Raw genomic sequence first — 26,468 nt, 5'->3', positions numbered from 1 at the left:
CTGTCCGACGACCGGTGGGGACAGGCCGCCACCGCGTTCTTCGTTCCCGCCAAAGACATGACCCCCGACCAGGCGTTGGCGGTACTTAACTCCTATGTGCGCGAGCGCTCCGGACTGCCCTCCCTCAAACGCCCCAAACGACTCATCGCAGTGGACGAGCTCCCCAAGTCGGGAGCGGCCAAGATCCAGCGCCGCCGACTGAGCTCCGGTGACTATCACGCGCTGGCCGACAGCGCCGCCGCGGCAGACAGGTGACGCACCCTGGCTCGGTGCGAAGGGCTGCGGTGAAGGCAGCAGCATGAGCCTTCCCGTCGCGATCGCCAACGCTCTCGCCGACGCTCTCGCCCCGGCCGGCGTGGACATCACCCCCTCCCCTTGCACGGCGATGTGCTCAACGAACTCCTGGGCGAGAGCGACAACGAAAGGGAACCTTGACCATGGCACTCACCGGAGGTGAGATCAGGCTGGAGCGCGGCCACAACGGACGCGTCGCCTACCTGACCCTCGATCACGGCAACTACAACATCATCACCATGGACACCCGCCAGGTGATGGCCGACCACTTCGCCGAGATCGACGCCGACAAGGACGTCCAGGTGGTGGTCATCAAGGGCGACGGCGACCACTTCTCCTCGGGCGGGGATATCCCGGGGTTCATGGAGGTTGAGCCGATCGACTTCACCGACCTGGGGCAGAACGTCACGGCTCCCTCGCGCAGCCCCAAGCCGGTCATCACGGCCGTCGACGGCTACTGCTTCGGCGTGGGCTTCGAACTCGCACTGTCCACCGACATTCGCATCGCCACCAAGCGCAGCGAGTTCGCGCTGCCGGAGATGCGGCTGGGCATGATCCCCGGATCCGGCGGCACCCAGCGCCTCGCCCGGCTGATCGGCCTCTCCCGCGCCAAGTACCACGTCCTGACCGCGTCCCGGATCAAAGCTCAGCAGGCCGGCGACTGGGGCCTGGTCTCGGCCGTGGTGCAGGACCGCGCGGCGCTGGATGAGGAGGTCGAGTGCGTGGTGAAGACGCTGCTCGGCTATTCGCCGCTGGCGCTCCGTACCGCCAAGGAAGTGCTGGACAAGGGCGTTGACGGCCCGCTGTACTCCGGCATCGAGCTGGAACGCAAAGCCTATGCGATGTTGCGCTCCAGCCACGACTTCGCTGAGGGCGTCGACGCGTTCACCAACAAGCGCACCCCGAAGTTCCAGGGCAGGTGAGCTGATCCATGAAGGCCGCACCCTTCGCCTACGTGCGTCCGTCGAAGCTCTCCGACGCGGTCGCCGAACTGGCGGGAACCAGCGGGGGTGGCAAGGTCATCGCGGGTGGGCAGTCGCTGGCGCCTGTGCTGGCCATGCGACTCGCCCGCCCCGACACGCTGGCCGACATCAACTCCGTCGAAGAGCTTGACGAGTTCGCCCTCTCCGGCGAGGCCCTGCACATCGGCGCCACCGTACGGCAGCGCCGCGTCGAGCGGGACCCGCTCAGCAGAAGCGTTCCGCTGCTGCGCCTGGCCCTGCCCTGGGTCGGCCACCGCGAACTGCGGAGTCGGGGCACCGTCTGCGGCAGCCTTGCCCATGCTGACCCGGCGGCCGAGCTCCCGGCCGTGGCCTGTTGCCTCGACGCCGAGTTGTCGCTGTCCGGACCGGGTCCCGGCAGGTGGCGGCCCGGCAGTTCTTCGGCGGGGCGATGACCACCGCGCTGGGTCCCCGACGAGATCCTCACCTCCGTGCGGCTGCCGGTCGCCGCCGCGGAGGAGGGCTTCGGATTCGCCGAGATCGCACGCCGGCACGGCGACTTCGCCCTTGCGGGCGTCGCCACGCGGGTACGCCTGCGCGGCGACGGCCCGGAGGCGGTGATCACGGGATTCGGCGTGTCCGACAGGGCAGTCACTCGTGACGTCAGCGAGCAGCTCACCGCGGCGGTCACCGGTACGGGCAGCGCGCCCGCGGACCGGCTCAAGGGGGCACTCTCCGCCGTCGTCGAGGAGATGGTCGACACAGACGGCGACGCCCACGCGTCCAGGAACTACAGGCGCCGGCTGCTCCGCACACTGGCGGCCCGCGAACTGTCCAAGGCGTACGAACGCGCCCACAAGGGCGTAGACGAGGTGGCCATATGACGCTCAACGAAGCAGAAACGCCCGTGAAAGCGGCCGGAACCGCCAAGCCGAGGCCGGTGAAGGCGGCCACGGACGAGACGGTGGAGGTACGGATGACCGTCAACGGCACGCCCACCGTGCTCAACCTCCCGGCGCGGGTCACGCTCGCCGACGCGCTACGCGACCACCTGGGCCTCACCGGCACACACCTCGGCTGCGAACACGGCGTGTGCGGCATGCGCACCGTTCTCGTCGACGGCGAGGCCGCCCGAGCCTGTCTGCTGTTCGCTGTACAGCTCGACGGGGCGGACATCGTCACCGTCGAGGGGCTCGGGCGGTCCGACGACCTGCACCCTCTGCAGGAGGCTTTCGGTCGCAACCACGCGCTCCAGTGCGGCTTCTGCACACCGGGCTTCCTGATGAGCTCCTACGACCTGCTGACCCACAAGCCGGACGTCACCGAAGAGGAGCTGCCCCAGGAGCTCTCCGGTGTCATCTGCCGGTGCACCGGATACCGCAACATCCTCACCGCGGTCGGCGAAACCCACCGGGCACATCCCGAGGGAATCCCCGAACCGGGCAACTGCGGTCAGCGGGCGCTCGTCGGCCGTTCCGGGCAAGGCGGGCACGTCTCCGACGGGCAGGAGGACACCGATGGGGCGGAGTCGCTGAGCAGGCAGGAAATTGTGTTGCCCAGCGGCGACCCCACCATCGCCGTCGAGATCACCACCGAGATCGACCTGCCAGAGGAGAAGGTTTGGCGCGTTCTCGACGACATCCAGCTGCTGGCGCGCTGCCTGCCCGGGGCGGCGCTCACCGATGACCTCGGCAATGACCACTATGCGGGTCGTGCCCGGGCGCCGGTCGGGTCGGTGAAGCTGGCGTTCAAGGGGCTCGCGCACCTCGTGGAACACGACCGCGCGGGCGGCCGGCCGCGCGTCGTCGCCCAAGGGCAGGACACCGGCGGGGCCCAGACGCAAGGGGACATCACTTTGCGTACGGAAGCCACGGAGACCGGCACGGCGATGCACGCCGATGCCGAGGTCTGTCTCACCGGCCGCATCGCCCAGTTCGGCCGAGCTCTGGCGGGTGACGTCAGCCGCCGCATGTTCGAGCAGTTCACGGACGCCGTCGCCGAAGCCGCCAGGTCGGGGCAAGCGCCGTCCGGACCGGTGAAGGCTCCCAGTGCCATGAGCCTCGTCCTCGCACCGCTACTCGACCGCATCAAGCACCTGCTGCGCGGCAGTGGACTCGGGCGCGGCTGCCGCGCATAGGAAGCCAGAGGAGGGACCGTCATGCGTGACGTGTTGCCACAGCTGCACCGCTGGCTGGCCGAAGGTACGGCCTTCGGCCTGGCCACGGTGATCGGCGCGCGGGGAAGTGCCCCGCGCGGTCCCGGAGCGGTGATGGCGGTCAGCGCTGCCGGTGAGGTGGTGGGCAGCGTGTCGGGCGGCTGCGTCGAGGGCGCGGTGTACGACGTGGCCACCAAGGTGCTCGCCACCGGAGAGACCCGGCGGGAGACCTACGGCGTCAGTGATGAGGAGGCGTTCTCCGTCGGCCTGACCTGCGGCGGGACCATCGATGTGCTGGTCCGCCCCGTGACCTCCGCCTCCTCGCTGGGTCAGGTGCTCGACTCACTCGAGGAGGCCGAGCCGGTTGCCGTTGCCACCGTCGTCGGCGGCACGGCGCCCCTGGGCGAGCAACTCGACATCTGGCAGGACCGGGTGCAGGGTTCGTTGGGCGACAGCGGCCTCGATGCCGCGGTGACGACGGACGCGCGCGGCCTGCTCGCCCAGGGGATGACCGGCACCGAACTTTACGGGCCCCACGGGCAGCGGTGCATGGCCGACGTCTCGGTGTTCGTCCAGTCCTTCGTACCACCGCCGAGGACGCTGATCTTCGGGGCCAACGACTTCGCAATGGCGCTGAGTGCCACCGGGGCGCAGCTGGGCTACCGCGTGACCGTGTGTGACGCGCGCCCGGTGTTCGCCACCCCCCACCGGTTCCCGCACGTGCACGAGGTCGTGTGCGAGTGGCCGCACGACTATCTGGCCCGGACCGCAGTGGACGCGCGGACCGTGATCTGCGTGCTCACCCACGACCCCAAGTTCGACGTCCCCGTCCTGACGTCCGCGCTGCGCACCCCGGCGGCGTACATCGGTGTCATGGGCAGTCGCCGCACCCGCAGCGACCGCACCACGCGACTGCAGGAGCAGGGCGTCACCGACGCCGAACTCGCCCGCCTCGCGTCCCCCATCGGCCTCGACCTCGGTGCCCGGACACCCGAGGAAACGGCCGTGTCCATAGCCGCGGAGATCATCCAGCGGCGCTGGGGCGGCACCGGCTTTCCGCTCAGCGGCCTCACGGGAGACATCCACCGGCACGAGATCCCACAGACGGCGGCGCCGCCACGGCCTCGGGTTTCCCGGCCGGTCGAGGCCGCCCACCACAACCGATGACCGTCAGGCGCTGAACATGGAGTTGCACCAGCTTCGTTACGTACTCACCATCGCCAAAGCGGGCAGCTTCACCCGCGCGGCCGAAGAGCTCTTCCTCGCCCAACCCTCGCTGTCGGTCCAGGTACGCAAGCTGGAGAAGGAACTCGGCGTCGCCCTGTTCCAGCGACTCGGTCGGCGTGTTGAACTGACGGCAGCCGGTGAGGCTTTCCTGGAGCACGTCGAGCCCGCGCTTTTCCATCTCGAACAGGCCCGTGCCCAGGCGGCCACGATACGGTCCCTCGACCGCGGCCGCGTCACGATCGGCGTACTGCCCAGCGTCGGCGCCACGCTGCTCCCCGACCTGCTGGCCGAATACCGTGCCGCGCACCCCCGCATCGAAGTTCTGCTCACCGAGCACAATGTGTCCGGCGAGTTCGAACGCATGGTGCACACAGGGATGCTGGACCTGGCGATAAGCCGCGCTCCCCTGGCACGGCCTGGTGTCACGGGGCGCATCCTGGTGCGCGAGCCGATGGTCGCGATGCTGCCTCCGGAGCACCGTCTCGCAGACCGGCCCACCCTCGACCTCGCACAGCTGGCGGGGGACGACTACGTCGGCATGCACCGCGGGTATGGGCTGCGCGAGCTGATGGACACGGTCTGCCTGCGGGCGGGCTTCAGCCCCCGGGTGACCGTCGAGACCAGCCAGCTCTCCGTCCTGTGCGGAATGGTGCGCAGCGGGGTGGGTGTGTCCGTGGTGCCGCGTCTCGCCTCCGCAGGCTACGCCGCGGCGATACCCCTCGACGATCCTTTGGCCCGGCGGGAGCTGGGCGTGATCTGGCGGAAGGGCAGCCCTCTCACCCCCGCCGCGAGTGCGTTCCTCGATCTTCTCGTCGCTGCGTTCGACAGTGACCGCGACAGCGGTGATGAAGCCTGAAGGCCGGGCGTCACCTGCCCGTATAGGCGCTGACTACCGCATGACTAGGCAGTTGCGCATCGCTCATCGCGCGAACCGGCCCCTTAATAGCAAGTACTGAGCCTCACAAGGAGGTGGGCAATGTCCACACCCCGCATCACCGAACCTTCTCGGAGAGCCACCTTCTACGCCGCCTTTGCCTCTGTCGCCGGCTGGGCGTTCGATCTCTTCGATCTTTTCATCCTTCTCTTCGTCGCCGGCACCGTCGGTGACCTCCTCTTCCCCTCCTCAAGCCCGACGTTGAGCCTGGCCGCCGTGTACGCCTCGTTCGCCGTCAGCGTGCTGCTGCGTCCCGCCGGGGCGGCGATCTTCGGCGGGATCGCCGACCGCCACGGCCGCAAGAAGACGATGGTGACTGTCCTCGCCGGCGTGGGCCTGTGCACCGCGGCCATGGGCGCGGTGCCCACCTACGCCACCGCCGGGGTCGTGGCGCCTGTCGTGTTCCTCATCCTCCGGTTCCTTCAGGGAATCTTCGTCGGGGGCGTGGTCGCCGCGACCCACACCCTAGGCACGGAGAGCGTCGGCCCGCGTTGGCGCGGTTTGATGTCCGGCCTGATCGGCGGCGGCGGAGCAGGCCTCGGCGCCGCGATGGCAAGCGGGTTGTTCATCGTTGTCAGCCAGATCTTCCCCGGCGAGCGGTTCGACGTCTGGGGCTGGCGCGTCATGTTCTTCGCCGGCCTGGCCGCCGCGTTCCTTTCCTACTTCGTGCTGCGCGGCGTCGAGGAATCGCCGCTGTGGAAGGCGCAGCAGCAGGCGCAGGAGGAGGCTGGGCCGCAGTCCCAGCCGCGGATGAGCGACCTCGTGCGGGACGGCCGGGGCGGGCTGCTCGCCCTGAACATCCTGCTCGTCGCCGGTGCCGGATCGCAGTACTACCTGACCTCCGGATACCTGCCGACCCTGCTCGATCAGGTCACCGGCGTGCAGAAGAGCTCCCAGGGCGTGATCCTGCTCGTCTCCAGCCTCGGCGTGATCGTCGCGACCATCGCCGCCGGCGAACTGAGTGAGCGCATCGGCCGCCGCCGCTCGATGCTGCTGATGGGTGGCTTCAACCTCGTCGCCCTCCCGCTGCTCGTCTGGCTCGTGACCAGCACCGATCCGGCGAAGACCGGGCTGATCACGGTGTACGCGACGGCGCTGGCAATGTTCGCCAACGCGGCGTTCGCACCGGTTCTGGTGTTCCTCAACGAGCGCTACCCCACGGCGCTGCGCTCGCGCGGCACGGCCGTCTGCTGGAACACCGGGTTCATGATCGGCGGACTGATGCCGACCTTCGTGAACCTGGCCAGCCCCGGCCTTGCCGATGTGCCCGGCCGGCTCATGGTCTTCCTGCTGGTTGTCGTGGCCGTGTTCCTCATCGCCAACGCGATCAGCCCGGAGACCCGCGGAGCCATGGAACGCGAGCAGCCCCCGCAACCGATGACGGAGCCCGCGAAGGCCTGACGACAGGAGTGCACCATGACAGAGCAGACCGACCCGCATGGCCCGATCTACGACCCCCACGCCCGCGACCTCTCGCCCGAGCGCGCGTATGAACGGTACGAGGGCCTGCGCTCGCAGTGCCCTGTCGCCCGCGGCGAGAAGTACGGCGGCTACTGGACGCTCTCCCGCTACGAGGACGTGCGCGCGGCCGCCATGGACCACGGTACCTACTCCTCCACCGGCGGCGTCTACGTCCCCGCCGTGTCGGACAACCGGTTCCCACCCATCGACTACGACCCGCCGGAGCACGAGAAGTTTCGGAAGCTGATCGCCCCGCTCACCAGCGCGGCCGCGGCCAAGCGGATGGAGCCGCAGATCCAGGCCACGGCGGACCGGCTCATCGGGGCGTTCCATGGCTCCGGCGAGGCCGAGTTGGTCGAGGGCCTGGCCATCCCGCTGCCGCTCGACGTGATCACGCAGCTCTACGACCTCGGCCCGGAACAGGCGGACGAGATCCGTGAGTACTCCCTGGACTTCCTGGAGCATGCGTCCGACGAACAGGGCCGGAAGGTCATCGACCGGGTGTGCGCCTACTGGGTCCGACTCTTCGAGCAGCGCCGCAAGGAACCGGGCGACGACTTCATCTCGCAGCTGCTGACCATCAACGACGAGCTCGGCGTGAACGACGGGACGCTCGCCAACATGATGTTCATCCTGACCTATGCCGGGCATGATTCGACGGCGCTCGGGCTGAGCAACGTGCTGCTCTACCTCGCCGAGCACCCAGAGGCCCAGCAGCGTCTCATCGACGAACCCAAGCTCATTCCCACGGCGATCGACGAGATCCTGCGCTACGAGACCCCGTTGCACTGGTTCCCCCGGCAGCTGACGGGACAGGCGTGCCTGGCCGGGCAGCAGATGTCCGCGGGCGACCGCGTGATCCTGCTGTTCGCCTCGGCCAACCGCGACGCGACGGTCTTCGAGAACCCGGACGAGGTGGTCATCGACCGCAAGCCCAATAAGCACCTCGCCTTCGGCGCCGGCATCCACAGCTGCCCGGGCATGCCGCTGGCGAAGGCCGAGATCCGCATCGCGGTCCGGACGCTGCTCGAGCGGATCCCTGGATTCCGGATCAACGGCGAAGTCGAGCGCACGAATCCACTGGAGGGCGGCGGCCGGCACCTCGGCGTCCGACGGCTCCCAGTGACCTGGTGACAGGTGCCGCGAGGAGTGGGTGACGTGATGACAGGTGACGTAGCGATGGATGACGTGGCGACGAAGGGAAGCCAAGCCATGAAGATCACGGTGGACACCGACAAGTGCTGTGGGTACGGCGACTGCGAACTGGCCGCCCCAGAGCTGCTCGAACTGGGCGAGGACGGGATCGCACGGGTGATATCCGGAGCCGAGCCCGGCGAGGCACGGGCGCGCGAAGCCGCCGGCGCGTGCCCGGTAGCCGCCATCGACGTCGAGCCGGCGTCGTGAAGCGCGTCCTGGTCGTCGGTGCGTCGCTGGCCGGCCTGTGCACCGCGGAAGCGCTGCGCAGGAACGGCTACGACGGCTCCCTCACCCTCGTCGGGGACGAAAAGGCCATGCCCTACGACCGCCCGCCGCTGTCCAAGCAGCTGCTGAGCGGGGACTGGGCGCCGGAGCGGACCGCGTTGCGCAGTGACGAGGCACTGGCCGCACTCGAGGTGGAGTTCCGCCTCGGCGAGCGGGCCCGCGCCGTGGACCCCGTGGCGAAGACGGTCGAGCTGTCCGGGGGATCACGTCTGCCGTACGACGCACTCGTTGTCGCGACGGGCGCGACGCCCCGCTCTCTGCCCGGTCGGCACGAGCTCGAGGGCATTCACACCCTGCGCACGCTCGAGGACGCGCTCGCCATCCGTGACGCGCTCGCGAAGCGGCCGCGCGTGGTCATCGTCGGCGGCGGCTTCGTGGGCGCCGAGGTGGCCGCGGAGGCACGTCGGCGCGATCTGCCGGTCACCCTCATCGAGGCGTTGCCGGCGCCGTTGTCCCGGGGGCTCGGCGAGCGGATGGGCGAGGCGTGCGCGCGGCTGCACGTCCGCAACGGCGTCCGCGTCCTGTGCGGACGCGCCGTGGCCGGTCTTGACGGGGATATCGCCGTCGAGCGGGTGCGGCTGGACGACGGCAGCACCATCGACGCCGACCTGGTCGTGGTGGGCATCGGCGCGACACCCGCCGTCGGATGGCTGGCCGATTCCGGAATCCGCTTGGACGACGGCGTGCTGTGTGACGCGTACTGCCGGGCATCGGCGCCGGACATGTACGCAGCGGGCGACGCTGCGCGCTGGTTCCACCCCGGCTACGGCCGGCATGTCCGGCTGGAGCACTGGACCAACGCCAGGGAACAGGCCGCGGTGGTGGCCCGTAACATGCTCGACCCCGGGTTCCCGGTGGAGTACGCGCCCGTGCCGTACGTCTGGTCCGACCAGTACGGGACACGCATCCAGATGGCCGGACGCAGCAGTGGCGACGTCCGCATCGTGCACGAAGGGGACGACGGCGAGACCCTGCTCGCCCTGTATCGCGACGGCGACCGCTTCGAAGGCGCCCTCGCGATCAACGCCGCACGGCGGCTCCTGGACTACCGCCGCCTTCTCGCCCGCGGTGCCGACTGGCACGAGGCGCTCGCCGCCGCCGCGTGACGGACCTCGCTCTCCGTATCCAGGAGTCTGAACCGCCCCGACAGAGCGACCGAAACGACTTACTCAAGGATCAGGAACTTCCATGACTTCAGCGACTCTGCAGGATCGTGTCGTACTGCTGACCGGCGCGACGGGCGACATCGGTGCCGCCTACACGTGCGCGCTCACCGCGGCGGGGGCCAACGTGATCGCCGCAGACCTGCCCCAGATGGCCGAGGACGGCAAGCGGCTCGCCGAGAAGGCCACCGCACAAGGGCCGGGCACCGCGGTCTTCACGCCGTGCGACATCACCGACGACCACGACGTGAACACGGTCGTGGGGCAGGCGACCGACCGGTTCGGCGGCCTGGACGCGGTGGTGAACAACGCCGCCATCTACCGGACGCTCGGCCCCAAGCGCCCCCTTACGGAGCTCACCGCACAGGACTGGGACACCGTGCTGCGGGTCAACGTACGCGGCACCTGGCAGGTCATCCGGGCTGCCGTCCCCGCCCTGCGGGAGCGCGGTGGCGGCCGGATCGTCAACATCGCCTCGGTGGTCACGCGCACCGGCGCGGCCGGCTTCGCCCACTATGTCGCGTCGAAGGCGGCCGTGGAGGGACTGACCAGGGCCGCGGCCAGGGAGCTCGGGCAGTATGGCATCGGCGTCAATGCCGTCTCGCCGGGGCTCGTCGACGACGCCGCCTCCCGCGCCATCAACGACCCCGACTACCTCGGCAGGATGGAGCAAACCCGGTGCCTGGCACGCGAGATGGCGCCGGACGACCTGGTCGGCGCGGTGCTGTGGCTGGCGAGCACCGCCAGCGGTTTCGTCAGCGGGCAGACGGTGGTCGTCGACGGCGGCGGAGTGTTCGTATGACGGCCACGGCAGAACTCCGCACCTGGGACGTCCCGCAGGACGCCCGCCCGGCCGACCCGACTACCCTGCGGCCACTGGAGGAGACCCCTGCGACCACACCCGACCGGCTCGCCGAGGCCGCCGAGGCCGCCGCGGCGGCCCAGCGCGGGATCTGGCCCGTGGACGCCCGCCGACGCCAGGCGCTGCTTTGGCGGTGGGCGGACGTGCTCGGCGAGCACACCGAGGAGCTCGTCCAGGCGCTCGTGACGGAGAGCGGCAAGCCGGTCCGGGAGGCCCGCCTCGAAGTGGCCGGAGCGGTCGAAGCACTCCGCTACAACGCCGGGCTCGCCCGTTCGATCGGTGGTCGGGCCGGCACCCTGCCCGACGGGTCCGAAGCCCACCTGGTGCGCGAACCGGTCGGCGTGACCGTGTTCATCGTGCCGTGGAACTGGCCGCTGCTGCTGCTTTTCCGCGATTTGGCCCCGGCGCTCGCCGCGGGCGTGACCGCGCTGGTGAAGCCCGCCCCGCAGACCGCGCTGGTCACCCGGCGGGCGCTGGAACTGGGCCGCAAGGCGGGAATCGGCGACGAGGTCGTGCAGCTTGTGGTGGGCGACGGCCTCGTCGGGGACGCCCTGGTCACCCATCCGCTGGTCCGAGCCGTCGCCTTCACCGGCTCCACCGAGGTCGGGGCCGCGATCCGCAGCGCGGCGGCCCCGGACATGACCCGCACCCTGCTGGAACTGGGCGGCAAGGCGAGCATGGTGGTGTTCGCCGACGCCGACGTCGAGAAGGCGGCGGAGACCGCGGCCCGGGCATCAGTGATCACCAGCGGACAGATGTGCATGGCGTGCACCCGACTCCTTGTACAGCGCCCGGTCTTCGAGCGTGCGCGCGACCGGGTGGTCGACGTCCTGCGCTCGCTGCGACTCGGCGATCCCGCCGCCGAGGAGACGGACCTGGGCCCGCTCATCTCCGCTCGCGCGCTCGACCGCTTCACCGGTTACGTGGACCTCGCACGGTCCACCGCGACCCTGCTGACCGGAGGGGAGCGCACCAGCCCCGACGGGCTCCCGGGACACTTCGTGACCCCCGCCGCGGTGACCGGCGTCGCGGTGGACTCGCCTCTCGTAAGGGAGGACATCTTCGGCCCTTTGATCACCCTCGAACCGTTCGACGACGAGGACGGCGCGATCGAAGCGGCCAACGCCACCCCGTACGGGCTCGCCGCCTCGGTGTGGACCGGCGACGGCTCACGCGCCTGGCGCGTCGCGCGGTCGCTGCAGGCGGGGACGGTCTGGGTGGGCGGCTACAACCGCTCGTACCCGGAGATGCCCAGTGGCGGCTACGGTTCCTCCGGCCTCGGCCGGACCCGTGGGCTCGAAGGGCTGGAACAGTTCACCGAGCTCAAGCACGTCCACTTCTCACCGCCCGAGGGGGAGTGATGGGCACGACCTGGCCGAAACTGCCCGATCTGCGGGGCTGGCTGGCGCTGCTGGAGGAACGCGGCGAGCTGCGGAGGGTGAGCAGTGAGATCGACGCCGACCAGGACGTGGCCGCCGTACTGGAGCATGCCGACGGCCGCTACGCGGTGGCCTTCGACGCGGTGCGCGGCGCGACGTTCCCGCTCGTCGGCAACACGGTGCCCTCACGCGGGCACTTCGCCCTGGCGCTGGACTGCCCGGAGTCGGAGGTGGTCGACCGGCTCGCGGCAGCGGTGCGTGCCCCGCGGCCGTGTTCGGTGGTCGACCCCGCCGAGGCTCCGGTGCTGGGCCGGCACGATACGGAAGGCGACCTGCTCGGCGGCCTTCCGCTGCCGGTGCAGCACGAGCGCGACGCCGGCCGTTACCTCACCTCGGCGCTGATCGTGGTGCGCGATCCGCGCACCGGCAAGGCGAACCTGTCGATCAACCGGCTGCAGGTCGCCGGGCCCCGCGAGGTGCGCGCCCTCATGCTGCCGGGCAGGCTCCGGTCGATCTTCGCCGAGCACGAGGCGGCGGGGGAGGACCTGCCCGTCGCGCTCTGCGTGGGCGTCGACCCGCTGCTGACGCTGGCCTCGCAGTCGCCCGCGGCGGCCGACCTCGACGACCTGGAGGTCGCCAGCGCCCTGCACCCCGAGCCGCTGGACGTCACCTACGCGGAGGGGCTGGAGGTACCGGTGCCCGCCCGCGCGGAGATGGTGCTCGTCGGCACTTTCCGTGCGGGCCGGCGCGCGGACGAAGGGCCGTTCGGGGAGTACCCGCGCACCTACGGTCCGGGCGGGCCCGCCCCGGTGCTGGAGCTTTCCTCGCGCTGGTCACGAAAGAACGCTTCCCTGCAGACGATTCTCTCCGGCGGCCGGGAGCACTTCTGGCTGGGCGGACTGCCACGCGAGGCGCGCCTGTTGCGGGCACTGCGGGCCGCGGGGATCGATGTGGCGGCCGTGCGGCTCACCGAGGGCGGGTCGTGCCGGATGCACGCGGTGATCTCCCTGCGCTCCCGCGGAGAGGGCACGGCGCGGCATGCCGCGATGGCGGCGTTCACGGCGGTGACGACCGTGAAGCTCGCGGTGATCGTCGACGACGACGTGGACGTGTTCGACGACGAGCAGGTCGAGTGGGCGATCGCGACCCGGATGCAGGCCGACCGCGACCTGTTCGTGGTGGAGCGCACCACCGGCAGCAGCCTGGATCCCTCGGCGGACGGCGGGACGACGGCGAAGCTCGGGATGGACGCGACCGTACCGGCCGGGGACCGCGAGAAGTTCGCCCGCATCCGCTCCAAGTCCTCTTCCTTGCACCCCTACCTCGCCGAACTGGAGGGCTGGCCATGGACCGGGACGGTTTCCCACCACGGGTGATCGTGGGGATCTCCGGAGCGTCCGGAGCGATGTATGCGGTCCGCGCTCTGGAGCTGCTCTCCCAACTGGGTGTGGAGACCCATCTGGTCCTCACCAAGGCGGCCAAGGCGACGCTGACCCAGGAGACCGACCTGACGGTGGCCGACGTGCGGGCGCGTGCCGACCACCTGCATGCCGATCATGACCTGGGCGCGGCGATTTCGAGCGGCTCGTTCCCGATGGACGGGATGCTGGTGGCGCCGTGCAGCATGAAGACGCTGTCCGGCATAGCCAACAGCTACGACGACAACCTGCTGGTGCGCGCCGCCGACGTCACTTTGAAGGAACGCCGCCCGCTCGTCCTGCTGTTGCGCGAGACCCCCCTGCACGCCGGGCACCTTCGGCTGATGACGCAGGCGACGGAGGCGGGCGCGACCATCATGCCGCCGGTGCCCGCCTTCTACACCCGCCCCACCTCACTCGACGAAGTGGTCACCCAGACGGTCGGCCGGGCACTGGACCATCTGCGCCTGCCGCACCCGGTGACGGCGCGGTGGGGCCGGGAGCAGAGGAGCCGGAATGTCTCTGAGGTTCGGCGCGAGCGCCTTCGCTGATCACGCGGCCTCCGGCCATACGGGTGGTGACCGGCGCACACGGTGGGCGGTACATGGTGACCTTCGTGTGCGCTGTGGCTCTGTCAGCGGATGGGCTTGCCCAGCCAGGGGGTGAGGGCGTGGCGCAGCATGACCTCCTTGTAGGTACAGTCGTCGGGCAGCGGGGCAGCGGGGCAGCGGGGCAGCGGGGCAGCGGGGCAGCGGGGCAGCGGGGCAGCGGGGCAGCGGGGCAGCGGGGCCACGAGCCGCCAGCCGGGCGGCACGACGCGTCCCTTGAGAAGGCCGTGCGGTCGGAGACGGAGGCCAGGAAGTCGGGAATGTCATCCCACGGGACGTCTGTGAAGGTCACCGTGTCAACGGTGATGTGGGCATCGCTCTCGGAGTAGCCCTCCAACTCGATCTGCGGGGTGCCGTGCATCTCGACCTGAGTCTCGTGGCGGAGTGAGCCGTCGTCGGTGGTGGTGAACGCCCCGGCAGGGTTGCGCCGGGAAGAGCGGTTTGCGCAACCGCTTGGCTGTGGCGCGGACACCGATGTCGGGGACGCGCTCCCGTCCGGTTCGCCGGGCGTTGCGCCGCGGCCGACCGGCGCTTGGCTCACCCTGCGGAAGCCGTGCGAGACCAACGGCTTCGTCAATGGCCTCCCTATGGCCCACCACCGCTGGCTGCCCTCGATCGAGAACGGCAAGGGCTTGGCCCTCGATGAGCTGATCGTATCTGGCGCTGCCTCCTTCGAGGGCGGGCAGCCGTGGGTCGGCGACGTCGAGTTGGAGTTGTTCGATGCGCCCACCGAGGAGCTGGCCCGGCTGGAGATCCGCGAGCCGATCGCCGCGTACTACCGCCAGGTCGGCGTGGTCTGGGACGGCGGCCGGCTGCTGGAGTCCGGCATCTCAGGGGCCCGGTAGAAGCACACGGAGGGGCACATGTTCGATGTCGCCCATGAGTGGATAGTCTCACTTCGATGTCCGACCTGATCTCATTTTGGTGTCCCTCGGACTTGTTGCTGCTGCACCCCTTCCCACGTGCCGTTTTACCTGAAGGGTGTCAATATCCCAATCAGGCCGCTGAGCTGGGCACGGATGAGAAACCGGAAGCACCCAGCCCTGTCGCCGAGGTCCATGAGCAGGTTGCGGGCGAGTTGGGTGACCCATGCGCCGGTGGGATGGGCGGTGACGCCCAGGACATGGACGCGCCGGGTCTTGATCTCCATGACGAAGAAGACGTAGAGACGTTTGAGGAAGACGGTCTCCACGTGCATGAAGTCGCAGGCGAGCAGCGTGTGGGCCTGGGAACGGAGGAAAGTACGCCAGGTCTGCTGGGAAGCGCGCCGCGGTGTTGGCGGCAGACCGGAGCGGTGCAGGACGCGCCGGATCGTGGCGGCGGCGACCCGATGGCCAATCCGTCGGAGTTCGCCTTGGATTCTGACGTATCCCCAGGTCGGGTTCTCTCTTGCCAGGCGCTGGATGAGCGCAACTGTCCCTTCCGGCAATGGTGGACGACCGGATCTGACCGCCGTCTGGCGCCACTTCCAGCGCACCAGACGACGGTGCCAGTTCAGCAGGGTGCCCGGAGTGACCAGCCGGTGGCGGCGTAAGACGGGTGGCAGGTGCCGTGCGAGAGCGGAGAGCACGGCACGGTCACCCTGACGTGGAAGGAGTCGATCAGCGCCCGCGACGGTCGAGCTTCTTCAACCGCAGCCCCTTCCGGAACACCGCAGGCAGCCGGTCGGGCCTGGCCGACCCTGAGGCCGTGCGATCGCGTGCGTTCGGCCCGACCTCATACTCACCTCGGCTCCGTTCACGCAAAGCGGTCGGGCAGGAATGGTTCGACCTCCGGAGGAACGGTTCCGTCCAGCAGCATCCGCTGGACGAGGTGTCCGGTGACAGGAGCGAGGGTGATGCCGAGCATGGCGTGTCCAGCGGCCACGAGGACGTTGTCGTAGCCGGGCACCGGTCCGATGGCCGGCAGGCCGTCGGGGGTCATCGGGCGCAGGCCCGCCCACGCCCGGGGCCGGGCCGCGGTGGTGTCCCAGGTGCGGAAGTAGCGGCCGGCGGAGTCGGCGATGGCGCCGGCGCGGACGGTGTCCACGTTTTCGTCCAGGCCGGTGAACTCCATGGTGCCCGCCAGCCGGATGCCGGAGGTCAGGGGGGTGACGGCGACCTTCGCCTCGGAGAGATAGGTCGCGGTGCGCAGCCGGACGGGTGCGGGGCGGAAGTCGAAGCCGTAGCCCTTGCCGGCCTGGAGCGGCAGGCGGAAGCCCAGAGGACCGGTGAGCCGGGGCGTCCATGCTCCCCCGGCGATCACGAAGGCGTCGGCCCTGAGTGCCGTGTCACCGGGACCGGTCGCCGCGCCGATGCGTGTGCCGTCACGCTCGTGCAAGTCGGTGACCTCTTCGCGGACGAAGGTGACACCCCGGTCGCGGCAGGCTGCGGCGAGTTGGTCGACGAACGAGTCCGGGTCGAGGTGCTGCTCCCCCGGGCAGCGGATGGCGCCGACGATCGCGTCCGACAGTGCCGGTTCCGTGTGTCGGGCCTCCCCGGCGGACAGTACCTCCGGCGCGGGAGTGCCGTAGCGGGTGAGTCCGGCGAGTTCTTCGGCGTGCTGGTGCAGGGATTTCTCGGTGAGGAAGGCCAGCAGCAGACCGGTGCGGTGGTGCTCGAAATCGACGCCGTCCGCGCGCAGAAGGTCGAACAGCTCGAGGGTCCTGCGGTTCAGCTCGGCGGTGACGTGCAGTCCGTGTGCGTAGTCGGCGCGGTTGCAGCGCCTGAGCATCGCGGTCATGAACCGTGCGAAGGCGCGGTCCAGTGACGGACGGATGTGCACCGGGCTGTCACGACGGAGAGTCCAGCGCAGTGACTTGACCACGGTGCCGGGTGCCGGGACCGGTGCGGACATCGAGGGGACCACCCAGCCGGCGTTGCGCCGCGAGGCCCCGCCGCCGGGGCCCCGGGGGTCGGCCACGGTCACGGTGGCGCCCCGTCTGGCCAGGAAGTAGGCGCAGGACAGGCCGATGGCGCCCGCGCCGATGACCAGGACACGCATGCTGTCTCCTCTGCGGATCGGGGAGTCTTCCCGATCTGTGGGTCCTCGGATCGGGAAGACGTCGGTTCGGTGAGTTCTCAGACCAGCGAGATGCGGCTTCCCGCTCCGCGCGGCCGGGCGCGGGCGAGCACCAGTTCGGCCAGTGCCGCGTCCTGCACGCCGACGCCCACGCTGTTGTAGAAGACGATGTCGTCGTCGTCCGTGCGCGGGCGGGCCCGGCCGAGGACGACCTCGCCGAGTCCGACCAGGTCCTCCTCGCGCAGGATGCCGTTGCGCAGGGCACGCACCACGGGCCCCGCCTGTCGCGCGGCGGTCGGCGGGTCGTCGACCACCACGGCACTGGCCCGCCTCAGCAGTGCGTCGTCCACCTCGCACCGGTCGGGTGCGAAGGAGCCGACGCCGAGTACGGTCGCGCCGGGCGCGAGCCAGGCCTCGTCCAGGACCGGGGTCCGGCTGGTCGTACAGGTGATCACGATGTCGGCGCCGGTGACCGCGGCCTCGGCGGTGTCCGCCGCCACGACGGGGCGCCGCAGTTCGTCCGACAGCCGAGCGGCCGCGTCCGTGCGGTTCTTCTGCCGTGGCGACCAGATCCGCAACTCCGTGAGCCGCCGGCCCAGGTGGCTGGTCAGGGCGCGGAGGTGGGCGCGGCCCTGGACGCCGGAGCCCAGGACCGCGAGGCGGGTGGCGTCGGGGCGGGCCAGTTCTCCCGCGGCCAGAGCGGTGGCGGCGGCGGTCCGGGCGGTGGTGATCGCCTCGCCGTCGAGCAGCGCCAGCGGTGTGCCAGAGGCGGGGTCCAGGACCAGCACGGTCGCGGACACGCTGGGCGCGCCGGTGGCGGCGTTGCCGGGATTGACACTGCCGAACTTGCACACCGCCCCACTGTCGGGGGACAGCCTGGACGCGTAGCAGAACGCGACGGACGCGTCCGGTCCGGGCAGCAGCAGGCGGGGAGCGAGATCCGCCGTGCCGCCGGCGAGGCGTGCGAACGCCGTGCGCTGGCTCTCCAGCGAAGCGGCCGGGTCGAGCAGGCCGGTGATCTGTGTGCGCGACAGCACGAGAAGCGAGTGGTCAACCGTCATGGACAGGCAGCCTGCCGACCGCTCCCCGCACACATCTGTGCCTGCCGCACATCTGTAGAGGCTTTGTTGGGCACCGAGCACACCGGGAGCGGGCGGGCCGGTCATAGCTTCACGGCAATGCAGCGCCGGCCCCGGCGGGACCCATCCGGCGGTGGGGAGTGCGGCGCCGGCTCGGGAGGAGGATCGGATGCGGCTGCTGACGATTGAGGACATGGACGAGCTGGCCCTGGGGGCCACGCTGTTGGGCACCGGCGGCGGCGGAGACCCGTACATCGCGCGGTTGATGGCCCGGCAGGCGATCGAGGACCACGGCCCCGTGAAGGTGCTCGATGCGGACGAACTGCCACGTGACGGACGGGTGTTGACCGTTGCCGTGATCGGCGCGCCGACGGTCATTCTGGAGAAGGTGCCTGCGGGGACGGAGTTCACGGGCGCGGTGCGTGCCCTGTCGAACTATCTGGGCGAAAAGCCGGTCGCGATCATGCCGATCGAGGTCGGCGGCATGAACACGCTGATCCCGGTGGCCGTGGCCGCCGAGCTGGGTCTGCCGCTGGTGGACGCTGACTCCATGCGCCGGGCCTTCCCCCAGCTGGAGATGACCGTGTTCACGCTCGCCGGAGTGCCGGCGGCACCGATGAGCATGGCCGACGAGAAGGGCAACGTGGTCGTGCTGGCGACCACGACCAACCAGTTGGCGGAGAAACTGGCCCGCGGCACGGCGATCAATCTGGGCCTGGCCAATGCCATCTCCTGCTATCCCATGACAGCCGGGCAGGTGGCCGAGCACGGCATCCGCGGCTCCCTGACCTACTGCACCGAGCTGGGGCGCCGGCTGGCGGCGGTGCAGCGGGGCGAGGCCGGGGCCTACGACGCCTTCCTCGACTTCGCCGGGGCCCGGAAGTTCTTCTCCGGCAAGATCGTCGATCTGGACCGGCAGACCACCGACGGCTTCGCCCGCGGCACCGTCCTGATCGAGCACTTCGACGAGCCGGGCCGCCGGATCCGGGTGGAGATCCAGAACGAGTACCTGATCGCGTTCGAGGACGACCGTCCGGTGATCACGTCTCCGGACCTGATCTGCCTGCTCGATCACGAGAACGCCCAGCCGATCACCACCGAGACGCTGGCCTACGGCCGCCGCGTCGACGTGATCGGCCTGCCCTGCGCACCCGAGTGGCACCGCGAAGGCTTCCTGGACGTCGTGGGGCCCAAGGCCTTCGGCTACGACGTCGACTACGTACCCCTGGGAGGTGACCGGCCGTGAACCGTCCGGCGAGCAGTCAAGTAAGCGGCGGCGTACCGAAGCTGCAGTGCGCACCCCGGCTGCGGATCGGCATCGACGTCGGCGGCACCAACACCGACGCCGTGGTGGTGGACGAGCACGGCGGCGTGGTCGCCTCCGTCAAGTCCCCGACCACGCCGGACCCCTTCGACGGCATCCACGCGGCCCTGGCCCAGGTGATCGTTGGCGTCGACACCGTCCACGTCACCCAGGCCATGCTGGGCACCACCCACCCGGCCAACGCCATCATCCAGCGGCGAGAACTGGGCCGGGTCGGCGTACTGCGCCTGGCGGCGCCGTCCTCGCTGGCCGTGCGGCCGGGTGCCGCCTGGCCGCCCGACCTGCACGCGACGGCCATCGGGCCGACCGCCGTCGTCGGCGGCGGATTCGAGTACGACGGAACGGAGATCGCGCCGCTGGAGACCGACGCGATCCGGGCCTTCGCCGGCCGGTGCGCCGCCGAGGGCGTCACGGCGATCGCGGTCTCCTGCCCGTTCGCGCCCGCCTCCTACGACCACGAGCTGGAAGCGGCGCGGATCCTCGCCGAGGAACTGGGTGAGGAGATGCCGGTGTCGCTCAGTCACCAGGTCGGCGCGCTCGGCCTGCTGGAGCGGGAGAACGCCACCATCCTCAACGCCTCCCTGCTGGGCGTCGCCCGGCACGTCGTGACCGGCTTCCATGCGGCGCTCGCCCGGCACGGCATCGAGGTGGCCTCGTACTTGACGCAGAACGACGGCACACTGATGACCGCCGAGGAGGCCGTGCGCTTCCCCATCCTCACCGTCGGTTCCGGGCCCACCAACTCCATGCGCGGCGCCTGCGCGCTGGCCGGGCTGTCCGACGCCCTGGTGATCGACGTGGGCGGCACCTCGGCCGATGTGGGCATCCTCATCGACGGCTTCCCCCGGGAGTCGTCGGCGGCCGTCGAGGTGGGCGGGGTGCGCACCAACTTCCGTATGCCCGACCTGATCTCGATCGGTCTCGGCGGCGGCACCGTCGTCCAGGGACGGGGTGAGGAGGTCCGCGTTGGCCCCGACTCGGTGGGCTACCGGGTGGTCGACGAGGCGCTGGTGCGCGGCGGTGCGACCCTCACGCTGTCCGACACCGCGGTCAAGGCGGGGCGGCTGTCGGGATTCGGTGATCCGGCGCTGCTGGAGGATCTGGACGACGCGACCGTGGACGCCGCGCTGGCCTGGGTCGACGACCGGATCCGGGTCATGGCCGAGCGGATGAAGGCGGCCCGCACGGCCATGCCGCTGATCGCCGTCGGCGGCGGCTCCCACCTGGTGCCCGAGAAGGTGCCGGGCGTCTCCGAGGTGGTACGGCCGGACCACCACGCCGTGGCCAACGCGTTCGGCGCCGCCATCGCGGACGCCTCCGGAGCCGTCGACCGGGTCTACCGCTACGAGCCCAGCGGGCGCGAGAGCTGCCTCGACGAGGCCCGCCAACTGGCCACCGACGCCGCCGTCCGGGCGGGCGCCGACCCCGCCCGGGTGCGCATCACCGCGGTGACCGAGGTACCGCTGTCCTATCTGCCCGGCCAGGCCTGCCGCGTACAGGTCAAGGCCGCCGGCCCCTTGGAGGTACGTGCATGACACCCACCGAAGGCTCCGCGCGCCCGGTCGGCGACGACCCCGCGGCCGTCTACCGCGCCTACAACGACGCCGAGAACCGGCAGGACACCGAGGCTGCCGCCGCTCTGGTCTCACCGGACCTGAGCGTCGAGGTCAACGGCCGTGCGGCGCTGTCCTCGGCCGAGGAGGACCGGGCCGCCAACGCCGAACTGCTGCGCCGCTACCCGGACTACCGCCGCGAAATCCTGGACGTGGTGGTCGCCGGCGACCGCGCCGTCGTGCGCTGGCGGATGCTCGGCACGCCCGCCGTGCCCGGTGTCGAGGCCCTGGACGTCCACGGCTGCTCGGTCGTGACCGTACGGGAGGGACGCATCACCGACGCCTTCCTGTACTACGACGGCGCGGCGCTCGACGCGGCACTGGAGGCGGGCTCGTGAACGTCCCGGCAGACCGTCACCACGGCATCCCGATGGCGGACTGCCACGACGACCTGCTCATGGCGGTCAGGCATCTCAGAGAGCGCGGCCATCGCGACCCGTTCGGCGACTTCTGGCTGCCGCAGCTGCGCGAGGGCGGTGTGGTGCTGCAGGTGCTGCCCGTCTACACCGAGGAGCAGTTCGTCGGGGAGGGCGCCCTGCGGCGGGCGCTGATCCTGCTGGAGGAGGCCCGCCACCTGGCCGGCGTACACGCGGCGGACGTGGCCGTGGTGGAGAGCGCCGAGGAGCTGGACCGCGCCCTTCAGGCGGGCAGGATCGCGCTGGTCCTGGCGATCGAGGGAGCCGAACCGGTCGGCAGCGACCTCGCCATGCTGGACGTCTTCCACCGGGCCGGGGTACGGATGGCGTCGCTGACCTGGAACCGGCGGACCATGCTGGCCGACGGCGTCGGCGAGCAGGACACCGGCGGACGGCTGACTGGCCTCGGCGTCGAGGCAATCGCCGAGATGGAGCGCCTCGGGATCGTCGTGGACGTCAGCCACCTGTCCGAAGGCGGGTTCTGGCACCTCGCCGAGGCGGCCCGGCGGCCGTTCGTCGCTTCGCACTCCTCCTGCCGTCAACTGCACGACCATTCGCGCAACCTGACGGACGAACAGATCCGTGCGGTCGCCGGGTCGGGCGGGTTCGTCGCGATGAACGCCTTCGGTGGCTTCCTGCATCCGAAGCCCGAACGGCACCACTACGTGGACCACATCGCGCACGCCGTCGCTCTGGTGGGTGCCGAACACGTCGCCCTGGGACCGGACTTCATGGACGACGTCGCCTCAACCGTCGATCCGATCCTCGGCGGAATCCTTCTCGACCAGTCCGAGCTGCCCGTCGTGGACGGCCTGCGCCGGCCCGCCGACCTGCGCGGCCTCGGCCCGGCCCTGGTGGACCGGCTCGGCGAAGCCGACGCGCGGGCGGTGGCCGCGGGGACGCTGACCGCTTTCCTGCGGCGCGCCCTGGCCGGTCCGGCCGCAGCGCCCACCGGCTGACGCGCGGGCACCGGCCACCGGAACTCCGACCGCTGCCGCCTCCTCCCGGCGCCCACCGCTCCGGCAGCGGCCCACCGTTTGACGGCCCCTCACCCGCTCGCGTACGGGGCCCGCCGCCCCGCACCCGGCCCGCGGGCGCCGTGCACACGCACGGACCGCGCACACCGGCCGGCGGCACAGCGATCCCGCGTGCCGTCGACGTCTCGCAGAAAGGAGCTCACTCACATGAGCCCGTACCGCGTCTCGATGGACATCGGGGGCACCTTCACCGATATCGTCGCCTACGACGAATCCAGCGGCGTCTTCCACGCCGGCAAGTCCTCCACCACGCCCCAGGACCTGACCGAGGGCGTGCTCGCCGCCCTCGGCTCGCTCGTTCAGTCGCCCGCAGACATCGCCTTCATGGTCCACGGCACCACCCAGGGGCTCAACGCCCTGCTGGAGCGCCGCGGCGTGAAGGTCCTGCTGCTGGCCTCGCAGGGCGCGGGCGACACCTACCACGTCGCCCGCGGCCCCCGCACCCGGCTGTACGACCTGCACTTCCGCAAGCCCGAGCCGCTGCTGCCGCTGCGGGACATCGTGGAGGTGGGCGGCCGATTCACTGCCGAGGGGGTGGAGCTACGGGCCCTGGACGAGGCCGCCGTCCGGGCGGCCGCCCGGCGGGCGAAGGAGGAGGGCTTCGGCGCCGTCGCCGTCGGCTACCTTTTCAGCTACAAGAACCCGGCGCACGAGCTGCGCACCCGCGAGATCCTCCGCGAGGAGCTCGGCGAGGACTTCACCATCTCGCTGTCGCACGAGGCGGCCAAGGAATGGCGGGAGTACGAGCGCACCTCCTCCGCCGTCATCGAGGCCTACACCGGCCCGGTCGTACGCCGCTACCTCAGCCGTCTGGAGGCGAGCCTGGAAGAGCAGGGCCTGACCGTACCCCTGCACGTGATGCAGTCCTCCGGCGGCATCCTCAGCGCGGAGTCGGCCCAGCGGCGCCCGCTGCAGACCCTGCTTTCCGGCCCCGTCGGCGGCACCATGGGCGGCGCCGAGCTGGCCAAGGCCCTCGGCCGGCCCAACCTCATCTGCGTCGACATGGGGGGCACCTCCTTCGACGTCTCTCTGGTGGTGGACGGCGAGCCCGTCGTGTCTCCCGAGGCCACGCTCGAAGGCCTGCCGATGCTGATGAGCGTCGTCGACATCCACACCATCGGCGCCGGCGGCGGGTCCATCGCCTGGATCGAGGCCGGCGGCCTGCGGGTCGGACCGCAGTCGGCGGGCGCCGACCCGGGTCCCGCCTGCTATGGCCGCGGCGGCGCGCAGCCGACCGTCACCGACGCCAACCTGGTGCTCGGCCGCGTGGACGCCGAGTGGTTCGCCGGCGGCCACATGACCCTGGACCTGGAGCGCGCCAAGACCGCCGTCGCCGGGCTCGGTGAACAGCTGGGCCTGGACGTGGTCCAGACCGCGGAGGGCATCTGCGACGTCGCCAACGCCAAGATGGCCCAGGCAATCCGTACGATCACCGTCTCGCGCGGCATCGAGCCCCGCGAGTTCGCTCTCGTCGCCTTCGGCGGCGCCGGCCCCATGCACGCGGTGTTCCTCGCCGAGGAGCTGGGCATCTCCGACGTCATCGTCCCCCGCTTCCCCGGTGCGTTCTCCGCCTGGGGCATGCTGCAGACCGAGATCCGCAAGGACTTCTCCGAGCCGTACTTCTTCGTGGACGAGGACCTGGACCGCGCGGACATGGCCGCCCAGTTCGCGCGCCTGGAGCAGGAGGGGCTGACGGGGCTGGCCAGCGAGGGCGTGCCCGAGGGCAGCCGCCGCACCACGCACGCGGTCGACATCCGCTACGCCGCCCAGGAGTACACCCTCACGGTGCCGGTACTCCGGGCCGACGAGCCGCTCGGTGAGGACTTCCTGGAGGTGATCGCCCGGCGGTTCGCCGAGATGCACGAGTCCCGCTACGGCCACGCCAACCTCGGCGCCCCCATCGAGTTCGTCACCCTGCGCACCACTGCCTTCGGCGACCTGGGCCGCGCCGAGACCGAACGGATCGACGCCCGGGCCACCGAGGAGTTCCCGCACGAGACCCGCTCGGTGGTCTTCGAACGCGCCGAGCGGGACACCCTGTTGGTGCGGCGCGACGACCTCGCCCCGGGGCACACCTTCGACGGCCCCGCGATCGTCCTCGAATCCACGGCCACCACCGTCGTGCCTCCCGGGCACCAGGTCACCGCCGACGAGATCGGATCCCTCGTGGTCCGCAGCAAGGAGCAGTGATGAACCGGACGACCAAGCGGACGGCAGAGACGATGACGCAGACCACAGGACAGCAGACCGTCGACCCGGTCGTCGTGGAGATCATCCGCAACGCCCTGGCCTCCGCCGCCGACGACATGAACGCGATCCTCATCCGTTCGGCGTACACCCCGCTCATCTACGAGTGCGGCGACTGCGTCGTCGCGCTGCTGGACGACAACCACCAGGTGCTCGGTCAGTCCGCAGGCCTGCCGATCTTCCTCGGCAACCTGGAGACCTGCACCAGGGCCACCGAGGAACGGTTCGGCCGCGAGGTCTGGCAGCCGGGCGACGTGTGGATCCTCAACGACAGCTACCTCGGCGGCACGCACCTCAACGACGTCACGATCTTCGGGCCGGTCTTCGTCGACGACGAACTCGTCGGCTTCACCGCCTCCCGTGCGCACTGGATCGACGTCGGCTCCAAGGACCCTGGCGGGTCCATGGACTCCACGTCGATCTTCCAGGAGGGCCTGCGCCTCGGCCCGCAGAAGCTCGTCGAGGGCGGCCAGGAGGTGCGCCAGCTCATCGACACCATCGCCACCAACGTCCGCTTCCCGTACCCGACGATGGGTGACATGCGCGGCATGATCGCCTGCATTACGACGGGGCAGGAGCGCCTGGAGGAGATCGTGCGGCGCTGGGGCGTGGACACCCTGCGCGCCGCCCGCGACGAGATCTTCGCCCAGACCGAGCGGCTGGAGCGGGACATCATCCGCGCCATCCCGGACGGCGTCTACACCGCCGAGGGCTTCCTCGACAACGACGGCGTCGACCTGGACACCAGGATTCCCATCAAGCTCAGGATCACGGTGACGGGCGAGGACATCGACTTCGACGTCACCGAGTCCGCCGACCAGACCGTCGGCCCGGTCAACTGCGGTACCTCGCAGACCGTTTCGGCCTGCCGGGTCGGCTACAAGCTCCTGGTCAGCCCGGACGTGCCCGGCAACGGCGGCTCGTTCCGCCCGATGACCGTGCAGGTCCGCGAGGGCTCGGTGTTCGGCGCGGTGGCTCCCGCCGCGTGCCAGTGGTACTTCTCGCACCTGGGCCTGCTGATCGACCTGGTGGCCAAGGCCCTCGCGCCCGCGCTGCCGGAGAAGGTCGCCGGCGCCAGCCACGGCGACTCGATGATCGTGCTGCTGGCCGGACGCGACCACCGCACCAAGCGCGACTACGTCAGCCTGGAGGCCACGCTGGGCGGTTGGGGCGCATGGGAGGGCTCGGACGGCGAGAGCGCGTTGATCAACAACGTGAACGGTTCGCTGAAGGACATCCCCATCGAGGTCTTCGAGACCCGCTTCCCCTTCCGCATCACCGAATACAAGATCCGCCAAGACTCCGGCGGCGCCGGCAGATGGCGCGGCGGCAACGGGGTGATCCGGCAGTACGAGGCGCTGGAGGACTGCACGGTCTCCCTGTGGTTCGAGCGTTCCGTGACGCCTGCGTGGGGTCTGTTCGGCGGTCAGGACGCCACCCCGCCCGAAGTGATCGTCAACCCCGGCCGCCCGGACGAGCGGCGCCTGCTGAAGTGCAACGGCCTCAAGCTCAGGAAGGGTGACGTGTTCCGCTGCATGACGGGCGGGGGCGGCGGCTTCGGCGACCCGAAGGACCGCGACCCGGAGGCGGTCCGGATCGACATGCTGGACGGCCACGTCTCGGCGATGCGGACCGAGGAGGTCTACGGCGCCGAGGTGTGACGCCTGGGGCGTCGCCGCGACACGGGGGAAGGCGACGACGGAAAGGGGGGTGGGGGGCGGCGGGGGGGCGGGCGGCCCCCCCCCAAGGTGGGGGGGGCCCCCCCCCCGGGGGGCCCCCCGGGGGGGCCGCCAACCCGCCCGGCCCGGGGGGCCCGCGGGGCCAGGGG

At 70.8% G+C, this 26,468-nt stretch carries 24 protein-coding genes and 2 pseudogenes; 22 read left to right on the top strand and 4 right to left on the bottom strand.

All coding sequences use genetic code 11. The annotated features are described in order from the left end of the window. The 15 genes and pseudogenes from ACFYOY_RS34040 to ACFYOY_RS33970 form a co-directional block, all read left to right on the top strand. Nucleotides 1-255, top strand: a pseudogene (locus tag ACFYOY_RS34040) (long-chain fatty acid--CoA ligase); the annotation flags it as partial. 182 nt (nucleotides 256-437) lie between these two features. Beyond that, a complete protein-coding gene (locus ACFYOY_RS34035) occupies nucleotides 438-1,217 on the top strand; it encodes an enoyl-CoA hydratase/isomerase family protein (RefSeq protein WP_388591322.1) in 780 nt (259 codons plus the stop codon). An 8-nt stretch (nucleotides 1,218-1,225) separates the two neighbouring features. Next, on the top strand, nucleotides 1,226-1,690 hold the full coding sequence (locus tag ACFYOY_RS34030) for an FAD binding domain-containing protein (RefSeq protein ID WP_388591320.1): 465 nt from the start codon (nucleotides 1,226-1,228) through the stop codon (nucleotides 1,688-1,690). Nucleotides 1,691-1,726: 36 nt separating this feature from the next. Continuing rightward, nucleotides 1,727-2,119 (top strand): hypothetical protein, encoded by a 393-nt coding sequence (locus ACFYOY_RS34025; protein ID WP_388591318.1) that lies wholly within the window; start codon nucleotides 1,727-1,729, stop codon nucleotides 2,117-2,119. Further along, nucleotides 2,116-3,372 carry a 2Fe-2S iron-sulfur cluster-binding protein gene (locus ACFYOY_RS34020; RefSeq protein ID WP_388591316.1) on the top strand — a complete coding sequence of 419 codons (1,257 nt, stop codon included), beginning with the start codon at nucleotides 2,116-2,118 and terminating at the stop codon, nucleotides 3,370-3,372. The genes ACFYOY_RS34025 and ACFYOY_RS34020 overlap by 4 nt, the downstream gene beginning before the upstream one ends. Nucleotides 3,373-3,393: 21 nt before the next feature. Beyond that, the gene (locus tag ACFYOY_RS34015) at nucleotides 3,394-4,557 is read left to right on the top strand and encodes an XdhC family protein (RefSeq protein ID WP_388591314.1); all 1,164 of its coding nucleotides are present in this window, start codon (nucleotides 3,394-3,396) and stop codon (nucleotides 4,555-4,557) included. A gap of 16 nt (nucleotides 4,558-4,573) precedes the next feature. Continuing rightward, nucleotides 4,574-5,473: a LysR family transcriptional regulator gene (locus ACFYOY_RS34010; RefSeq protein ID WP_351905440.1), complete on the top strand. Its 900-nt coding sequence runs from the start codon at nucleotides 4,574-4,576 to the stop codon at nucleotides 5,471-5,473. 120 nt (nucleotides 5,474-5,593) lie between these two features. After that, entirely contained in the window at nucleotides 5,594-6,952 is a 1,359-nt protein-coding gene (locus ACFYOY_RS34005; protein WP_388591313.1) for an MFS transporter, read from the top strand. Nucleotides 6,953-6,967: 15 nt separating this feature from the next. Next, a complete protein-coding gene (locus tag ACFYOY_RS34000; protein ID WP_388591311.1) occupies nucleotides 6,968-8,146 on the top strand; it encodes a cytochrome P450 in 1,179 nt (392 codons plus the stop codon). 27 nt (nucleotides 8,147-8,173) lie between these two features. Further along, the gene (locus ACFYOY_RS33995; protein WP_388591309.1) at nucleotides 8,174-8,416 is read left to right on the top strand and encodes a ferredoxin; all 243 of its coding nucleotides are present in this window, start codon (nucleotides 8,174-8,176) and stop codon (nucleotides 8,414-8,416) included. Next, on the top strand, nucleotides 8,413-9,600 hold the full coding sequence (locus ACFYOY_RS33990) for an FAD-dependent oxidoreductase (RefSeq protein WP_351905449.1): 1,188 nt from the start codon (nucleotides 8,413-8,415) through the stop codon (nucleotides 9,598-9,600). The genes ACFYOY_RS33995 and ACFYOY_RS33990 overlap by 4 nt, the downstream gene beginning before the upstream one ends. 82 nt (nucleotides 9,601-9,682) lie before the next feature. After that, on the top strand, nucleotides 9,683-10,459 hold the full coding sequence (locus ACFYOY_RS33985) for an SDR family NAD(P)-dependent oxidoreductase (RefSeq protein ID WP_351905452.1): 777 nt from the start codon (nucleotides 9,683-9,685) through the stop codon (nucleotides 10,457-10,459). Next, nucleotides 10,456-11,880 (top strand): aldehyde dehydrogenase family protein, encoded by a 1,425-nt coding sequence (locus ACFYOY_RS33980; protein ID WP_351905455.1) that lies wholly within the window; start codon nucleotides 10,456-10,458, stop codon nucleotides 11,878-11,880. Before ACFYOY_RS33985 ends, ACFYOY_RS33980 begins: the two co-directional genes overlap by 4 nt. Further along, nucleotides 11,880-13,274: a UbiD family decarboxylase gene (locus ACFYOY_RS33975; RefSeq protein ID WP_351905458.1), complete on the top strand. Its 1,395-nt coding sequence runs from the start codon at nucleotides 11,880-11,882 to the stop codon at nucleotides 13,272-13,274. Before ACFYOY_RS33980 ends, ACFYOY_RS33975 begins: the two co-directional genes overlap by 1 nt. Then, the gene (locus ACFYOY_RS33970) at nucleotides 13,244-13,867 is read left to right on the top strand and encodes a UbiX family flavin prenyltransferase (RefSeq protein WP_351905461.1); all 624 of its coding nucleotides are present in this window, start codon (nucleotides 13,244-13,246) and stop codon (nucleotides 13,865-13,867) included. Before ACFYOY_RS33975 ends, ACFYOY_RS33970 begins: the two co-directional genes overlap by 31 nt. 83 nt (nucleotides 13,868-13,950) lie before the next feature. Here the strand turns inward: ACFYOY_RS33970 and ACFYOY_RS33965 are convergent, their stop codons facing one another. Beyond that, nucleotides 13,951-14,130, bottom strand: coding sequence for a hypothetical protein (locus ACFYOY_RS33965; RefSeq protein ID WP_388591306.1), 180 nt, complete (start codon nucleotides 14,128-14,130; stop codon nucleotides 13,951-13,953). A gap of 272 nt (nucleotides 14,131-14,402) precedes the next feature. Here ACFYOY_RS33965 and ACFYOY_RS33960 point away from each other — a divergent pair. Next, nucleotides 14,403-14,769, top strand: a pseudogene (locus tag ACFYOY_RS33960) (acetoacetate decarboxylase family protein); the annotation flags it as partial. A 125-nt stretch (nucleotides 14,770-14,894) separates the two neighbouring features. On the opposite strand, the gene ACFYOY_RS33955 reads toward ACFYOY_RS33960, so the two are convergent. From ACFYOY_RS33955 to ACFYOY_RS33945, 3 genes are all read right to left on the bottom strand, one after another. Continuing rightward, on the bottom strand, nucleotides 14,895-15,494 hold the full coding sequence (locus ACFYOY_RS33955) for an IS3 family transposase (protein WP_351905467.1): 600 nt from the start codon (nucleotides 15,492-15,494) through the stop codon (nucleotides 14,895-14,897). Nucleotides 15,495-15,661: 167 nt separating this feature from the next. Continuing rightward, entirely contained in the window at nucleotides 15,662-16,906 is a 1,245-nt protein-coding gene (locus tag ACFYOY_RS33950) for an FAD-dependent oxidoreductase (protein ID WP_351905470.1), read from the bottom strand. 77 nt (nucleotides 16,907-16,983) lie between these two features. Next, nucleotides 16,984-17,985, bottom strand: a complete 1,002-nt coding sequence (locus ACFYOY_RS33945) for an ornithine cyclodeaminase family protein (protein ID WP_388591303.1) — start codon at nucleotides 17,983-17,985, stop codon at nucleotides 16,984-16,986. 187 nt (nucleotides 17,986-18,172) lie between these two features. Between ACFYOY_RS33945 and ACFYOY_RS33940 the strand changes: the two genes are divergently transcribed. From ACFYOY_RS33940 to ACFYOY_RS33915, 6 genes are all read left to right on the top strand, one after another. Continuing rightward, entirely contained in the window at nucleotides 18,173-19,249 is a 1,077-nt protein-coding gene (locus ACFYOY_RS33940; RefSeq protein ID WP_351905476.1) for a DUF917 domain-containing protein, read from the top strand. Further along, nucleotides 19,246-20,862, top strand: a complete 1,617-nt coding sequence (locus ACFYOY_RS33935; protein ID WP_351905479.1) for a hydantoinase/oxoprolinase family protein — start codon at nucleotides 19,246-19,248, stop codon at nucleotides 20,860-20,862. Before ACFYOY_RS33940 ends, ACFYOY_RS33935 begins: the two co-directional genes overlap by 4 nt. Then, complete coding sequence (locus ACFYOY_RS33930; protein ID WP_351905482.1) at nucleotides 20,859-21,278, top strand: nuclear transport factor 2 family protein; 420 nt, start codon at nucleotides 20,859-20,861, stop codon at nucleotides 21,276-21,278. The genes ACFYOY_RS33935 and ACFYOY_RS33930 overlap by 4 nt, the downstream gene beginning before the upstream one ends. Continuing rightward, complete coding sequence (locus ACFYOY_RS33925) at nucleotides 21,275-22,315, top strand: membrane dipeptidase (RefSeq protein WP_351905485.1); 1,041 nt, start codon at nucleotides 21,275-21,277, stop codon at nucleotides 22,313-22,315. The genes ACFYOY_RS33930 and ACFYOY_RS33925 overlap by 4 nt, the downstream gene beginning before the upstream one ends. A 225-nt stretch (nucleotides 22,316-22,540) precedes the next feature. Beyond that, nucleotides 22,541-24,583 (top strand): hydantoinase/oxoprolinase family protein, encoded by a 2,043-nt coding sequence (locus ACFYOY_RS33920; protein ID WP_351905488.1) that lies wholly within the window; start codon nucleotides 22,541-22,543, stop codon nucleotides 24,581-24,583. After that, entirely contained in the window at nucleotides 24,583-26,301 is a 1,719-nt protein-coding gene (locus ACFYOY_RS33915; RefSeq protein WP_351905491.1) for a hydantoinase B/oxoprolinase family protein, read from the top strand. The genes ACFYOY_RS33920 and ACFYOY_RS33915 overlap by 1 nt, the downstream gene beginning before the upstream one ends. Nucleotides 26,302-26,468: the final 167 nt, after the last annotated feature.

The sequence above is a fragment of the Streptomyces sp. NPDC007875 genome (assembly GCF_042868035.1).
Classification (GTDB): domain Bacteria; phylum Actinomycetota; class Actinomycetes; order Streptomycetales; family Streptomycetaceae; genus Streptomyces; species Streptomyces antimycoticus.
This window is presented reverse-complemented; position numbering and strand designations above follow the sequence as displayed.

Excerpts from the sequence above, each read along its gene's own strand:
- ACFYOY_RS33995 (WP_388591309.1), top strand. The coding sequence starts at position 8,174 with ATGACAGGTGACGTAGCGATGGATGACGTGGCGACGAAGGGAAGCCAA.
- ACFYOY_RS33915 (WP_351905491.1), top strand. The coding sequence starts at position 24,583 with ATGAACCGGACGACCAAGCGGACGGCAGAGACGATGACGCAGACCACA.
- ACFYOY_RS33920 (WP_351905488.1), top strand. The coding sequence starts at position 22,541 with ATGAGCCCGTACCGCGTCTCGATGGACATCGGGGGCACCTTCACCGAT.
- ACFYOY_RS33945 (WP_388591303.1), bottom strand. The coding sequence starts at position 17,985 with ATGACGGTTGACCACTCGCTTCTCGTGCTGTCGCGCACACAGATCACC.
- ACFYOY_RS34035 (WP_388591322.1), top strand. The coding sequence starts at position 438 with ATGGCACTCACCGGAGGTGAGATCAGGCTGGAGCGCGGCCACAACGGA.
- ACFYOY_RS34030 (WP_388591320.1), top strand. The coding sequence starts at position 1,226 with ATGAAGGCCGCACCCTTCGCCTACGTGCGTCCGTCGAAGCTCTCCGAC.
- ACFYOY_RS33975 (WP_351905458.1), top strand. The coding sequence starts at position 11,880 with ATGGGCACGACCTGGCCGAAACTGCCCGATCTGCGGGGCTGGCTGGCG.
- ACFYOY_RS33930 (WP_351905482.1), top strand. The coding sequence starts at position 20,859 with ATGACACCCACCGAAGGCTCCGCGCGCCCGGTCGGCGACGACCCCGCG.
- ACFYOY_RS34000 (WP_388591311.1), top strand. The coding sequence starts at position 6,968 with ATGACAGAGCAGACCGACCCGCATGGCCCGATCTACGACCCCCACGCC.
- ACFYOY_RS34005 (WP_388591313.1), top strand. The coding sequence starts at position 5,594 with ATGTCCACACCCCGCATCACCGAACCTTCTCGGAGAGCCACCTTCTAC.
- ACFYOY_RS33985 (WP_351905452.1), top strand. The coding sequence starts at position 9,683 with ATGACTTCAGCGACTCTGCAGGATCGTGTCGTACTGCTGACCGGCGCG.
- ACFYOY_RS34015 (WP_388591314.1), top strand. The coding sequence starts at position 3,394 with ATGCGTGACGTGTTGCCACAGCTGCACCGCTGGCTGGCCGAAGGTACG.
- ACFYOY_RS34010 (WP_351905440.1), top strand. The coding sequence starts at position 4,574 with ATGGAGTTGCACCAGCTTCGTTACGTACTCACCATCGCCAAAGCGGGC.
- ACFYOY_RS34020 (WP_388591316.1), top strand. The coding sequence starts at position 2,116 with ATGACGCTCAACGAAGCAGAAACGCCCGTGAAAGCGGCCGGAACCGCC.
- ACFYOY_RS33950 (WP_351905470.1), bottom strand. The coding sequence starts at position 16,906 with ATGCGTGTCCTGGTCATCGGCGCGGGCGCCATCGGCCTGTCCTGCGCC.
- ACFYOY_RS33970 (WP_351905461.1), top strand. The coding sequence starts at position 13,244 with ATGGACCGGGACGGTTTCCCACCACGGGTGATCGTGGGGATCTCCGGA.
- ACFYOY_RS33980 (WP_351905455.1), top strand. The coding sequence starts at position 10,456 with ATGACGGCCACGGCAGAACTCCGCACCTGGGACGTCCCGCAGGACGCC.
- ACFYOY_RS33940 (WP_351905476.1), top strand. The coding sequence starts at position 18,173 with ATGCGGCTGCTGACGATTGAGGACATGGACGAGCTGGCCCTGGGGGCC.